Here is a 12,626-nt window from a genome sequence, read left to right as displayed (position 1 = left end):
TCGTCGAGCCCGCCTGACGGCTCAGGTCAGGGCGGGCACGCTGCCGAGCGTGTCGAGGCGGCGGGTGTCCAGGGGCGAGGGGCGACGGTCCAGCCGCTCGTGCAGCCGGGCCACGGCGTGCTCCGCCCGCCCGGAACGCACCAGGGCGAGCAGCAGCGTCTCCTCGACGACCTCACGCTGCGCCTGGGAGCCCCCGACGGCGACCAGCGTGGGCAGCACGTCCTCGAGGGTCTCCGCGGCGCGCGCCCAGTCGCCCGCGCCCCAGGCCTCGAGGGCCTCGCACACCGCGACGACCGTCGACCGCACGGCCGGGTCCTCCGACGCGGCGCAGTGGTCGCGCAGCCGCACCAAGGGCTCACCGCCGCCGGCCGCCGCGAGACCGAGCGCGGCGTGGAGCCCCACGAAGGGCGTCTGCGGACGGCTCACGAGCTCCTCGCCGGCAGCCTCCAGCACGCCCTCGACGGGCGGGGGCGGGCCCTCGGAGCCGAACCACTCCGTCGTACCGACCTGCCAGCGCCACAGCAGCGACGCGGAGTCGACCAGCGCGCGCACCCCCGTCACGCCCGGAGGGGCGAGCTGGGAGTAGTAGCGGTGGCGCACGGCCTCGGTGTCGCCCATGGCCAGCTCGTGCAGTGCCGCGTGCCAGGAGAAGTGGGCGCGGTGGCTGGCCGAGCGGCCGCTCTCGCGCACCCAGTGGTCGAGCCAGGCGCGCCCGGCCTCGTGCTGGCCGGTCTCGTACATCACGTGGGTCAGCGCGTGCACGGCGTGGCCTGACGAGGGCTCGCAGGACAGCGCGCTCTCGGCCAGCAGCCCGGCCTCCTCGAAGCGGCCCTGGTCCTGGCGGGTGAAGGCGAGCAGCGAGATGTACCACCAGTGGTCGCGGTAGGCCGGGGCCAGCCCCTCGACGAGGTCCCAGGCCTCCTGCTGCACGTCGGTGACGCCGGAGAAGGCGATCGTCGGGACGGCCATCGACACCGCGAGCACGTCGCGGGGGTGGTTGGCCACGTGGGACATGAGGGCCTGCGCCCCGGTGCGGCGCACGTCGGCCACGCGACGCGCGACGACGTCGACGAAGCTCCGCTCCCGGGCGTCGCCGCGGTGCTCGACCGCGTCCTGCGCCGCGGCCAGCGACGACCGGACGTCGGCCTCGGCGCCGGCCTCGTGGCCCAGCATCGCCAGCGCGGCGTGGGCGACCGCGAAGTCGCGGTCGAGGACGGTGGCCTCGCGGATCAGCTCCTCGCCGCCGGCCTGCAGCCGCATGATGCGCTCGAGCCCGGCGTTGTACGCCGCCGCCGCCTCGGCCGTCGTCGACAGGGGCAGACCCAGCGGGTCCCGGGGCCGGGCGACCGGGTGGTGGCCGCTGACCAGCCGGCCGTCCTCGAGCCGGCGCGGCAGGGGCGCGACCACGTCGAGGAGCGCGTGGGCGAGGTCGGAGGCCTGGGTGCGGATCTCGGGCACCGCGGTGGACTCCCACAGCTCCCCGCGGCGCAGCGCGCCGAGGGTCCAGACGGGGAGGTCGGCGGCGCCGGAGGAGTCGACGAGCCGGCCCCGGTCGGTGCGGAAGCCCATGCCTCCGGACGCGATGGACGCCACGGAGACCCCGGCGCGCGGTCGCAGCAGGTCGTCGAGCAGCGGGTCGCCCAGCTGGCGTACGTCGGACTGCGGCCCGGTGCAGTTGACGACCCACCCGACGTCGTGGCGGGTGCCGTCGGACAGCGTGACCGCGAGGCCACCGCCGGGCAGGGGCTCGGCGTCGAGGACCTCGGCGGGCGCGAGCGTGAGCCGGCCCTCGGCCGCCAGGGCGTCGAGCCGGGCGCGGCTGGAGGGCGCCATCCGGTGGCGCAGCACGTTCCAGGCGCCGGCGTCGGTGGCGAGGAACTCGAGGCGCTCGGCCTCGGTCAGCCGCTGCCAGAGCGCGGTGACCCGGTGGCGCAGACCGTCCACCGCGGGCCGCCAGTCCCCGGTCGTCTCCTTCACCTCGGCGAGGTGACGCGTCGCGTCCTGACGGATCTCGGCCAGCGTCGTGCCCCACGAGGAGATGTCGGGGATCGCCGCCAGCCGGGGGCGCGCGACGTGGGATCGCGGCAGACGGGCGTGGCGCGACACCGCGTGGACCCGTCGCGGCTCGGCGGGAGCACCGGACCGGGTCCCGCCGGAGGCGCCGCCGGTGAGGGTGAGGGTGACGTCGACCATGGTGAGACCGGTGCCGACGACGAGCACGTCGGCCGGGCCCTGGGCGTCGCGGCGCACGACCTCGAGGGCGCCGGGGGCCCACGGGTCGGGCACGAAGAACGGTGAGCGCCGCAGCGCCTCCGGCGCCCAGCCGTGGCCGACGGTGGGCAGCCCGGTGCCGATGACGACCGCGTCGGCCTCGAGGGGCGGTCCGTCGTCGAGGACCACGCAGCACCCGCCACTGGTACGACGTACTCCCTCGGCGCGGGCGCGCAGGTGCCTGAGCCCGACGAGGTCGGCCGCGGCGGCGCGGGCGTCGGCCAGGGTGTCGTCGAGGTAGAGCGCGAACTGCCGACGCGGCACGAACGCGTTGGGGTCGCAGTCGTCGCGCCGCTCCTGCCCGCCCCGCCAGGCCACGAAGTGACCGGGGTCCTCGGGCAGCGCGCTCATGCCCGCCGAGGGCACGTTGAGCAGGTGCGTCTCGTCGGGGGTGCCGAAGGCGACGCCGCGCGCCCACCGGTCGGCGGGGTCGACCAGCACGATGTCGAGCTCGGTCGCGCGACGGGTCGCCGCACGCAGCAGGTGGATCGCGGTCAGGGTGCCGGCTGCGCCGGCCCCCACCACCACGACCCGGGGCCGTCCTGCCCTCGTCGCTGCTGCTCCGCTGCCCGCCATGCGTACCTCCGTTGTTTGTCTAGCAGTTTGATAGACAACACGAAGGTGCGCAAATCAGACACGGCTCCCGGTGAACCGCATCTCCGATCCCCCGATCAGGGCTCGACGGTCACCTTGATCGCCTCGCCGGCCTTGACGATGGCGAAGGCGTCGAGGGCGCGCTCGAGCGGGATGTGCTCGGTGATGAGGTCCTTGACCGGCACCTGCCCGGTGGAGATGTACTCCAGCGCCCGCTTGTTGTGCTCCGGCGCGGAGCCGTTGGCCCCGTGGATGTGCAGCTGGCGGTAGTGCACGACGTTGGAGTCGCAGGTGATCGTCGGGTCGGTCTTGGGCAGCCCGCCGAAGAAGGAGATGCGCCCGTTGCGGGCGGCCATGGCGATGGCCTGCTCCTGGGTGACGTTGGCCGCCGTGGCGGTGATGACGACGTCCGCGCCGCGCCCACCCGTGAGCTCCATGACCTTCTCGACGACGTCGACCTCGGCGCCGTTGATGGTCTCGTCCGGCTGGACCGCGTCGGCCGACATCTTCAGCCGGTCGGCGTTGACGTCGACGAGGTAGACGGGTCCGACCTTGTGCACGCCGCGCGCGATGCGGATGTGCATGCACCCGATGGGGCCGGCGCCGAAGACCACGACGGTGTCGCCCTCCTCGATGCCGAGCAGCTCCTGGGCGTTGATGGCGCAGGCGAACGGCTCGGCGGCCGACGCCTCGTCGTACCCGACGTTCTCGGGGATGCGGTTGAGGCCGTCGACCTTGAGCACCTGCTCGGGCACGATCATGTACTCGGCGAAGCCGCCGTCGTACTGGTAGCCGACCGAGGTCTGGTTGGCACAGACCGCCATCCAACCCTTGCGGCACTCGTGGCAGTCGCCGCACGGGACGGCGGCGATGACCTGGGCCCGGTCGCCGACGGACCAGGACGCGCCGAAGGCGGACGCGACCTCGGCGCCGACCTCGACCACCTCGCCGGCGATCTCGTGGCCGATGGTCCGCGGCGGGGTGAGGTTCTGGTGACCGTTGTGGAAGATCTTGACGTCGGTGCCGCAGGTCGAGCAGTTGCGCACCTTGAGCTTGACCTCGCGGGGACCGCAGGTGGGCTCGGGGACGTCCTCGAGCCGGACGTCCTCGGGGGCGTAGAAGCGCAGGGCCTTCATGGGGGTGTCCTCCAGCTGTCTCGTCGGTGGTCTGTGATCCAGACCATACCGCATTTGCGTTGCTTTCTCTGCGAACATGTTGCGTTCAGGGTATTGACCGACCCTTTGGGGCGGAGATATAAAGGCAATCACAGATTCGCGTGACTGCAGTCACACCACCGCCAGACCCCAACGTACGCGCTCGCGCGACCGGCGGATCGGGCCTTCACCCCCAGGAAGGTGTCATGGCAACGACGACCCAGACCCAATCGAGCGGCGGCGGTGTCCGCCTCCACGTCCAACGGTTCGGCACGTTCCTGTCGAACATGGTCCTGCCCAACATCGGGGCCTTCATCGCCTGGGGCCTGATCACGGCCCTGTTCATCGAGAACGGCTGGCTCAACCTCGGCGGCGGCGACAACGCCTGGCTCGCCCCCGACAGCTGGGTCGCCAAGTTCGGAGGCTGGGGCGACTTCGTGGACGGCGGCATCGTCGGCCCGATGATCACCTACCTGCTGCCGCTGCTGATCGGCTACACCGGCGGCCGGATGATGTACGACGACAACATCCGCGGCGGCGTGGTCGGCGCCATCGCCACCATGGGTGCCATCGCCGGCACGGACGTCCCGATGTTCCTCGGCGCGATGATCATGGGCCCGCTCGGTGGCTGGTCGATGCGGAAGCTCGACGGGTTGTGGTCGCACAAGATCCGCCCCGGCTTCGAGATGCTCGTCAACAACTTCTCGGCCGGGATCTGGGGCATGGTCCTGGCGATCGTCGGCTTCGTGGTGGCCGGACCGTTCGTCACCCGCTTCTCCGAGCTGGCCGGCAACGTCATCGACGTCCTGGTCGACAACTCGCTGCTCCCCCTCACCTCGATCTTCATCGAGCCGGCCAAGGTGCTCTTCCTCAACAACGCCATCAACCAGGGCATCCTCACCCCGCTGGGCACCACCGAGGCGTCCGAGCAGGGGCAGTCGATCCTCTTCCTGCTCGAGGCGAACCCGGCAGCCGGCGCCGGCCTGCTGCTGGCCTTCATGTTCTTCGGCAAGGGTGCCGCCAAGGCGTCGGCCCCGGGCGCGCTTCTGATCCACTTCGTCGGCGGCATCCACGAGATCTACTTCCCGTACGTCCTGATGAAGCCCAAGCTGATCCTGGCGATGATCGCGGGCGGCATGACCCAGATCTTCATCAACCTGACGTTCGACTCCGGCCTGCGGTCCCCGGCCGCGCCGGGCTCCATCATCGCGGTCCTGGCAGCCACGCCCGGCGGCAGCTACGTCGGCGTGATCCTGTCCGTGATCGGCGGCGCCGCGGCGTCCTTCGCGGTGGCGGCGTTCCTGCTGAAGACCGACCGGTCGGACGACGACGGCGACCTGGCCGTCGCCACGGCGAGCATGGAGTCGATGAAGGGCAAGAAGTCGGTCGCCTCCTCGGCGCTGTCCGGCTCCGCGGCCTCCGAGCACTCCGGCCCGATCCGCGCCATCGTGTTCGCCTGCGACGCCGGCATGGGCTCCTCGGCCATGGGCGCCTCGGTGCTGCGCAAGAAGGTCCACGGCGCCGGCTACACCGACGTCACGGTCGTCAACAAGGCCATCTCGAACCTCCGCGACGAGTTCGACCTGGTCGTCAGCCACCAGGACCTGACGGCCCGGGCACGGCAGAGGACCGGGTCGGCGGTCCACGTCTCGGTGGACAACTTCATGAACAGCCCGCGCTACGACGAGATCGTGGAGCTGGTGCGCGAGCGCAACAGCGGCGCGGGCGGGGACGCGGGTGGGAGCAGCGTCCCGGCGCAGGGAGGGGCCGCGGCGTCCCAGGACACCGACACGATGGGTGGCCTGCTCGCCCCCGAGTCGGTCGTCCTGGACGCCGCGGACCGTACGCGGGACGAGGCGATCACCCGGGCCGGTGAGCTGCTCGTCCAGGCCGGTGCGGTCGACGCGGCGTACATCGAGGGCATGCACGCCCGCGAGCAGTCGGTGTCGACGTACATGGGCAACGGGCTGGCGCTGCCGCACGGCACCAACGAGGCCAAGTCGGCCATCAAGCGGACGGCCATCTCGTTCGTCCGCTACTCCGACGGCCTGGACTGGAAGGGCAAGGAGGTGAAGTTCGTCGTCGGCGTCGCCGCGCTCGGCAACGACCACCTCAAGCTGCTCGGCCGGATCGCCGAGGTCTTCCTCGACGCCGACCAGGTGGCTCGCCTGGAGGCCGCGTCCACGACGGGCGAGGTGCTCGAGGTGCTGGGGCAGGTCCAGCCGGTCTGACCCGTTGCCCTGCTCGACCCGTCAGTGCGGCAGGCATCCTCACGGATGCTTGTCGCACTGACATTTTTCCCCGCTCAGGTGACGGCGTCGACGTACACCCAGCGGCCGGCGCGCCGCTCGAAGCGGCTCACCTCGCGCATCGTCCGCACGACGGTCCCGGCGCGGCCGTCCCGCGGCACCTGGTGGTCGGCCTCGAACTCGACCACCCCCACGGTGTCGTCCGCTCCCCCGGCCTCGGTGCGCAGCACTCGCAGGCCGCACCACACGAGGCCGCCCCCGGTGAGCGGTCCGGCCGGGCGGGTGCGTGGGTGCCACGTCCGGAACAGGTGGTCCTCGAGACCCAACGCGTAGGCGGCGTAGCGCGAGCGCATGAGCGCCTCGGCCGTCACCGCCGCGGCCCCGTCGTGCAGCGGCCCGCAGCAGGACGCGTAGCCGCGGCCCGAGCCGCAGACGCAGGCCCCGTCACCGGGGCCCGAGCGAGGTAGTCTCACCCCGCCAGTCTCCCGTGGTGCGCGCAGACCCTGTGGGCGGGATCACCGCGCCAGAAGTTGGATCGATCAAAGATTCGCGGGACGATTGTCAGGACATGAACAGCAACCTGGAGGTGAACGACATGGCCCGCACCCTCGTCGAGGAGCTCGACGCCCTGCACGACGAGTACGTCGTCGCAGTCAACGAGGCGGTCGCCGCCAACGACCTCGGCCGGGTCGAGCGCCTCGCCGCCGACTACGACCACGACGCCACCACCCTGGTGGCCGAGCGCGAGGGCCGCGCGCACCTGCTCCCGCTCGTGCGCGCCCGGCAGCAGGGCAGCGCGCTGCGCCGCCTCGCCCGTCGCGGCCGAGCCGCCGCCTGAGCGACTGACCGGCTGACGCCGGAGCCCCGGTCCGGCACCGGACCGCGTCGCCCGACCCGCCGCCCTCCCCCGCCGCTCGCTCAGCGAGCGGCAGCCGGGAGGGCGTCTGCGTCACCGGGCAGGAACCAGCCGTGACCGTCTTCGCGGGCCGCGAGCTCGGCGACCTGCCTCACGCACCACGGCGACACCTCCCGGGTGCCGTCACGGACCTCGTCGCGGAACTGCGGCCACGGCACCCACACGGCCTCCTCCACCTCGGCGGGGTCGACGTGCTCGCGGCCCACGGCCCGGGCGACGTGCACCGGGCACAGCTCGTTCTCCACGACCCCGTTGTCCATGACCGCGCGGTAGCGGAAGGCCGGCAGCACCAGCCGGACGTCGACGACCCGGAGCCCCAGCTCGTCCGCGGCGCGACGTCGCACCGCGTCGGCGAGGTCCTCCCCCGGCGCCGGGTGCCCGCACACGCTGTTGGTCCACACGCCCGGCCAGGTCACCTTGCCCAGCGCCCGCTGCGTCACGAGCACCCGGCCGGCGTCGTCGAAGACGTAGCAGGAGAAGGCCAGGTGCAGCGGGGTCGCCTCGTGGTGGACCGTGGCCTTGGCCTGGGTGCCCAGCGACTCGCCGTCCTCGCCGACCAGCACGACCAGCTCGACCTCCCCGTCACGCACGTCGCGCACGGCGCTCACGCCGGCCTCGCCAGCGCGCCCACGGCGGCGTCGAACACCCACGGCAGCCGCGTCGCGGTCGGGACCAGCCGGCGCCGCACCGGCGCCAGCCGGGTCGCGCGCACCAGTCCCTCGGTCAGCACCCGGTAGCGACGGGTCACGCGCACCCACTCCTTCTCGTAGCGTCCGGCGTCGTCGGCCAGCACGGCGTCCACGGCGGCCCGCGCCTGCGCCAGGGCCAGCGCGACGCCCTCCCCGGTCAGGGCGTCGACGTAGCCGCCGGCGTCGCCGACCAGCATCACCCGCCCCGCGGTCCGAGCCGTGGCGTGCTGCCGCAGCGGGCCAGCCCCACGGACGTCGCTCAGGCTCCCGGCGCCGTCGATCCGCGCGCGGACGTCGGGGAAGGCGGCCAGGTGGTCGGCGTAGGACCCGCGCGTGGAGGTCAGCACGGCCACCCCCACCCGGTCGTCGCCCACCGGGGTCACGTAGACCTCGGCGTGCTCGCCCCAGTGCACCTCGACGTACGACGTCCAGGGCGCCACCGCGTGGTGCTGGCGCAGGCCGTAGCGCGCCGGGGCCGCCCGACCGCCCACCCGTCGCCGCAGAGCGCGGTCGTCCGGGCGCTCCAGCCCGAGCGAGCGCCGCAGTGGCGAGTGGAGCCCGTCCGCCGCGACGAGGTAGCGGCTGCGCTCCCCGTCGACGACCACGCCGTCGGCGTCCTGCGTGACGGTCCCGACCGCACGGGGCTCCACCGGCACCCCGGCGGCGTCGACCGCCGCGCGCAGCGCCGCGTGCAACGTCGTGCGGCGCACGCCGCGTCCGGGCCCGCCGCGGAACGGGGCCTCGACCTGTCGGGCCCCGGCGAGGTAGCGGATGCCGGTCAGTTCGTGGCCGTCCGGGTCCACCCCCAGCCCGTGCAGGGCGGCCAGCGCCCCCGGCATGAGTCCCTCGCCGCAGGCCTTGTCGACGGTGCCCTCACGGGGCTCCCGCACCACGACGTCGAGCCCGGCGCGGGCGGCGTACAGGGCGGTGGCCAGGCCGGCGGGGCCGCCGCCGGCGACCACGAGGTCCCTCACGCGCTCACCCCCTCGGCACGGGGCAGCGACGCGAGCGCCGTGTTCTCGCAGCGGATCCGCACGGTCAGCAGCGCGGCGTTGGCCACCGTGAAGACCAGCGCGGTGATCCAGGCGGAGTGCACCAGCGGCAGCGCGACGCCCTCGACGACGACGGCGACGTAGTTGGGGTGCGAGAACCAGCGGTAGGGGCCGCCGGTGACCGGCGCCAGACCGGGTACGACGATCACGCGGGTGTTCCAGCGGCGGCCGAGCGTCGTGATGCACCACCAGCGCAGGACCTGGGAGGCGACCGCCAGCGCCAGCATCGTGACGCCGAGCAGCGGCAGGACGTCGGGGCGCAGCAGCCAGACCTCGACGAGCATCCCCGCCAGCAGGCCGGTGTGCAGCACGACCATGACGGGGTAGTGGCCCTGGCCGGTCTCGACTCCGCCACGCTCCAGGCTCCAGGTGGCGTTGCGCTTGGAGACCACCAGCTCGGCGAGCCGTTCCAGCCCGACCGCGGCGACCAGGACCGTGAACCAGACCTCGGAGCTCATGTGCCGGGCTCCGGGGCCCGCAGCAGCACCAGCTCGGAGCAGAAGCCCGGCCCCATCGCGAGCATCAGGCCGTAGGACCCGGGGCGCGGGGGGCGGGTGGCGAGCGTGTCGGCCAGGACGTGCAGGACCGAGGACGACGACAGGTTGCCGATGGCCGCGAGCGAGTCCCAGGTGACCTGCAGCGCCTCCTGCGGGACCCCGAGGGTCTCCTGCATCGCCTCGAGCACCTTCGGCCCGCCGGGGTGGGCGACGTACCACTCGATGTCGGCCTGGGTGAGCCCGTGGTCGGCGAGGAACGCCGCCACGTCGCCACCGACGTAGCGCGTGACCATCTGCGGGACCTTGCTGTCGAGCACGATCTTGAGCCCGGTGGCGCCGACGTCCCATCCCATCGTGCGCTCGGAGTCGGGGTAGAGCCGGCTGCGGCTGGCCAGCACGTCGGGCTGCGCGGGCCCACGGCCCTCGACCTCGGCGTCGGCGAAGCCCGCGGCGCGGTCGGCACCCACGGCGACCACCGCCGCGGCGCCGTCGCCGAAGAGGCCGCTGCCGACGAGGTTGGCCATCGAGGTGTCGTCGCGCTGCAGCGTGAGCGAGCACAGCTCGACCGACATCAGCACCGCCACCTTGTCGGGGTGACCGACCAGGTAGTCGTGCAGCCGCGCCACGCCCGCGGCGCCGGCGACGCAGCCCAGCCCCACCAGCGGCACCCGCACGACGTCGGGCCGCATGCCGATGAGGGCCGCGACCCGCGCCTCCAGGGTGGGCACCGCGAGCCCGGTGACCGTCGCGGACATGACGAGGTCCACGTCCTGAGGCGTGAGGTCGGCCGCCTTGAGGGCGTCGGTGACGGCCCGCGCCCCCAGCTCCACGCCGACCTCGATGAAGGCGTCGTTGGACTGGCCGAAGTCCTCGAGGCCGGCGTAGTCCTCGATCGGCAGCGCCAGGGAGCGGTGCCGCACGCCTGCGTTGGCGTGCAGCCGCTCGACCACCTTGAGGTCCACCGCGCCGCGCAGCATGGTGCGGGTGAACATCTCGGTGATCTGCTGCTGGGGGTAGCGGTGCTCGGGCAGGACGCCGGCGACGCTCACGATCCTCATACGGGTGTCTCCTGTGGGTGGGCGTGCGGAGGGGTGCGGCCCAGCAACGAGGTGGCGAGGCCGCGGGACAGGGTCGGGGTGAGGGTGCCGCGGGCGAGCCCGAGCTCGACAAGGTCGTCGAAGACCCGTTGGTCGCGGGCGGAGGCACGCAGCCCGGCGTCGAGCACACGGCCGTTCAGCGACAGCCGCGCCGCCAGCGCGGTGTGGCGCAGGTGCCGGGCGAGCAGCCGCCGCACGCGCCGGGTGTACGTCGCTCCCGCGGCGGTCTCCGCGGTGGCCCGGGCGCGGGGTCCGTCCGAGCCGGCGTCGCGGAGGGCCTCGGCGGCTGCGCGTCCGGCGAGCAGACCCGTCGCGACCGCGTAGTAGATGCCCTCACCGGTGAGCGGGTTGACCAGCCCGGCCGCGTCGCCGGCCAGCAGCACGCGTCCGTGCGCCGGCCGCAGCGGACGGGCCGTCGACAGGGGCAGGTGGTGCCCGCGCCAGTCGACGGCGTCGGCGGTGGTCCCGGGCAGCAGGTGCTCGAGCTGCTCGAGGAGCTGGCGCCGGGTCGGCGGGTCACGCCGGGTGGTCAGCAGCTCGCCGTACCCGACGTTGCTGGTGCCGTCGCCGCAGTCGAACGCCCAGGCGTAGGACGGCTGTCGGCTGTCGCCGAACACGATGGTCTGGCCGCCACGCCGCTCGGCCGGCGTGGGGGCGTAGCCGCGGATCGCCAGCGCCCGCGGTCCGTCGGGGCGTCCGAGGGCGCGCCGGACCACCGAGTGGGCGCCGTCGGCGCCGACGGTCAGCCGCCCGGCGACCTCCCCGTCGAGCACGACCCCGTCGTCGCCGACGACCAGGTCGCGGACGCGGCGACGCTCCCACCGCGCGCCCGCGCCGAGCGCGGCGTCGAGCAGGCGGGCGTCCAGCACACGTCGCGGGACCACCCACGCGGGCCGGGTCATCGGACGGTCGACGCCCAGGTCGCCGCGCCGCAGGCGGAGCCGGGTGACCGGGACCCGGTCGTCGAGCAGCCCGGTGACCCCGACCTCCGCGAGCAGGTCGAGCACGTGCGGTGCGACCCCGTCGCCGCAGGACTTGTCGCGGGGGAAGTCGGCGCGGTCGAGCAGCAGCACGGACAGGTCCGGGTCGACCGCCAGCGCTCCGAGCGCGGTCGCGGCACCGGCGGGACCGGACCCGACGACGACGAGGTCGTGCACCACGCCGCGTCCGAGGGCGTCCGAGGTCATCCGGCCGCCACCAGCACCACGTCGAGCAGGGCGATCGCGACGGCCGCCCGGAACGGGGTCCGGCCGCGACCGCGCAGGCTGAGCGCTGCGAGCCCGAGCACCAGGACGAGGAGCAGCCAGCCCCAGGTCTCGGGGGCGCCGTCCCGACCGAGCAGGGCCGCCAGCGACGCGGTGACGAGCAGCGTCGTCGCCGCGACCCGGCTGGCGGTCCCGCCGATCCGGTGCGGCAGGCCGCGCACGCCGGTCGCGGCGTCGTCGGCGAGGTCGGGCAGGACGTTGAGGAAGTGCGCCGCCACCCCGAGGGTGCCGGCCGCCAGCATCAGCCACGGCTCGGGCCACACCGGGTCGGCGCCGGCGAGGGTGACGACCGCCGGCAGCGTGCCGAACGCGACGGCGTAGGGCAGCCACGACCAGGCGGTCGCCTTGAGGCACAGGTTGTAGGCCTGACCGGAGCCGACCACGAGCACGAGGTGGACCAGCGCGCTCCGCCACCCGAGCGCCAGCGAGAGCCCGACCGCCGATGCGGCCGCCAGCGCCAGGGCGGTGCGCACCGCCGCCACCGGGAGCTCGCCGGTGGCCAGCGGCTTGTCGGTGCGTCCGACCTCGCGGTCGCGCCGCAGGTCGACGAGGTCGTTGACCCACCCGATCGTGAGCTGGCCGGCGAACACGGCGCCCGCGAGCATCAGGGCGGTGCCCCACCCGACGTCACGGCCGACGGCCAGCACGACGACGAGGGTCGTGACCGCCAGCGTCGGGCCGCCGTGGGCCGCGCGCAGCAGCCCGACCGCGGCACCGCCCGGGGCCGCCGGGCGGATGGCTCCGGGCGCGGACGTGGGCCCGGGCGTCGTCGACGACCGAGACGTCCGGTACCCGCCTCGGGAGGCCGCCATGGTCCGACCCTAGGTCGCAGGCGCAACCCC

11 protein-coding genes are annotated in these 12,626 nt (G+C 74.0%); 2 read left to right on the top strand and 9 right to left on the bottom strand.

Translation table 11 applies throughout. The annotated features are described in order from the left end of the window. Nucleotides 1–21: 21 nt before the first annotated feature. Nucleotides 22–2,847, bottom strand: a complete 2,826-nt coding sequence (locus tag G7072_RS05750) for an FAD/NAD(P)-binding protein (RefSeq protein WP_166084662.1) — start codon at nt 2,845–2,847, stop codon at nt 22–24. A gap of 95 nt (nt 2,848–2,942) precedes the next feature. Beyond that, nucleotides 2,943–4,001 carry a zinc-dependent dehydrogenase gene (locus G7072_RS05745; RefSeq protein ID WP_166084661.1) on the bottom strand — a complete coding sequence of 353 codons (1,059 nt, stop codon included), beginning with the start codon at nt 3,999–4,001 and terminating at the stop codon, nt 2,943–2,945. Between the two features lie 224 nt (nt 4,002–4,225). Here G7072_RS05745 and G7072_RS05740 point away from each other — a divergent pair, with 224 nt between their 5' ends. Further along, a complete protein-coding gene (locus G7072_RS05740) occupies nt 4,226–6,250 on the top strand; it encodes a PTS mannitol transporter subunit IICBA (RefSeq protein WP_166084660.1) in 2,025 nt (674 codons plus the stop codon). Nucleotides 6,251–6,324: 74 nt separating this feature from the next. Here G7072_RS05740 and G7072_RS05735 read toward each other — a convergent pair whose 3' ends face one another. Next, nucleotides 6,325–6,741: a YchJ family metal-binding protein gene (locus G7072_RS05735; protein WP_240917162.1), complete on the bottom strand. Its 417-nt coding sequence runs from the start codon at nt 6,739–6,741 to the stop codon at nt 6,325–6,327. A 95-nt stretch (nt 6,742–6,836) separates the two neighbouring features. Between G7072_RS05735 and G7072_RS05730 the strand changes: the two genes are divergently transcribed. Further along, on the top strand, nt 6,837–7,106 hold the full coding sequence (locus G7072_RS05730) for a hypothetical protein (RefSeq protein WP_166084659.1): 270 nt from the start codon (nt 6,837–6,839) through the stop codon (nt 7,104–7,106). An 80-nt stretch (nt 7,107–7,186) separates the two neighbouring features. On the opposite strand, the gene idi is transcribed toward G7072_RS05730, so the two are convergent. Genes idi through G7072_RS05700 form a run of 6 tightly spaced genes read right to left on the bottom strand, consistent with a single transcriptional unit; the run spans nt 7,187 to nt 12,596 of the window. Next, the gene (gene idi / locus G7072_RS05725; protein WP_166084658.1) at nt 7,187–7,792 is read right to left on the bottom strand and encodes an isopentenyl-diphosphate Delta-isomerase; all 606 of its coding nucleotides are present in this window, start codon (nt 7,790–7,792) and stop codon (nt 7,187–7,189) included. After that, nucleotides 7,789–8,847, bottom strand: a complete 1,059-nt coding sequence (locus G7072_RS05720) for an NAD(P)/FAD-dependent oxidoreductase (RefSeq protein ID WP_166084656.1) — start codon at nt 8,845–8,847, stop codon at nt 7,789–7,791. Before G7072_RS05720 ends, idi begins: the two co-directional genes overlap by 4 nt. Then, nucleotides 8,844–9,383 carry an isoprenylcysteine carboxyl methyltransferase family protein gene (locus G7072_RS05715; protein WP_166084655.1) on the bottom strand — a complete coding sequence of 180 codons (540 nt, stop codon included), beginning with the start codon at nt 9,381–9,383 and terminating at the stop codon, nt 8,844–8,846. The genes G7072_RS05720 and G7072_RS05715 overlap by 4 nt, the downstream gene beginning before the upstream one ends. Continuing rightward, nucleotides 9,380–10,480 (bottom strand): 3-oxoacyl-[acyl-carrier-protein] synthase III C-terminal domain-containing protein, encoded by a 1,101-nt coding sequence (locus tag G7072_RS05710; protein WP_166084654.1) that lies wholly within the window; start codon nt 10,478–10,480, stop codon nt 9,380–9,382. Before G7072_RS05710 ends, G7072_RS05715 begins: the two co-directional genes overlap by 4 nt. Next, complete coding sequence (locus G7072_RS05705) at nt 10,477–11,706, bottom strand: geranylgeranyl reductase family protein (protein ID WP_166084653.1); 1,230 nt, start codon at nt 11,704–11,706, stop codon at nt 10,477–10,479. Before G7072_RS05705 ends, G7072_RS05710 begins: the two co-directional genes overlap by 4 nt. After that, entirely contained in the window at nt 11,703–12,596 is an 894-nt protein-coding gene (locus G7072_RS05700; protein WP_166084652.1) for a UbiA family prenyltransferase, read from the bottom strand. The genes G7072_RS05705 and G7072_RS05700 overlap by 4 nt, the downstream gene beginning before the upstream one ends. Between the last annotated feature and the right edge of the window lie 30 nt (nt 12,597–12,626).

The sequence above is a fragment of the Nocardioides sp. HDW12B genome (assembly GCF_011299595.1).
GTDB lineage: Bacteria > Actinomycetota > Actinomycetes > Propionibacteriales > Nocardioidaceae > Marmoricola_A.
The sequence above is the reverse complement of the archived record's forward strand: the minus strand, read 5'-3'. Positions and strand labels throughout refer to the sequence as shown.

Coding starts and splice junctions, on each gene's coding strand:
- G7072_RS05700 (WP_166084652.1), bottom strand. CDS start 12,596: ATGGCGGCCTCCCGAGGCGGGTACCGGACGTCTCGGTCGTCGACGACG.
- G7072_RS05715 (WP_166084655.1), bottom strand. CDS start 9,383: ATGAGCTCCGAGGTCTGGTTCACGGTCCTGGTCGCCGCGGTCGGGCTG.
- G7072_RS05730 (WP_166084659.1), top strand. CDS start 6,837: ATGAACAGCAACCTGGAGGTGAACGACATGGCCCGCACCCTCGTCGAG.
- G7072_RS05740 (WP_166084660.1), top strand. CDS start 4,226: ATGGCAACGACGACCCAGACCCAATCGAGCGGCGGCGGTGTCCGCCTC.
- G7072_RS05745 (WP_166084661.1), bottom strand. CDS start 4,001: ATGAAGGCCCTGCGCTTCTACGCCCCCGAGGACGTCCGGCTCGAGGAC.
- G7072_RS05710 (WP_166084654.1), bottom strand. CDS start 10,480: ATGAGGATCGTGAGCGTCGCCGGCGTCCTGCCCGAGCACCGCTACCCC.
- G7072_RS05705 (WP_166084653.1), bottom strand. CDS start 11,706: ATGACCTCGGACGCCCTCGGACGCGGCGTGGTGCACGACCTCGTCGTC.
- G7072_RS05750 (WP_166084662.1), bottom strand. CDS start 2,847: ATGGCGGGCAGCGGAGCAGCAGCGACGAGGGCAGGACGGCCCCGGGTC.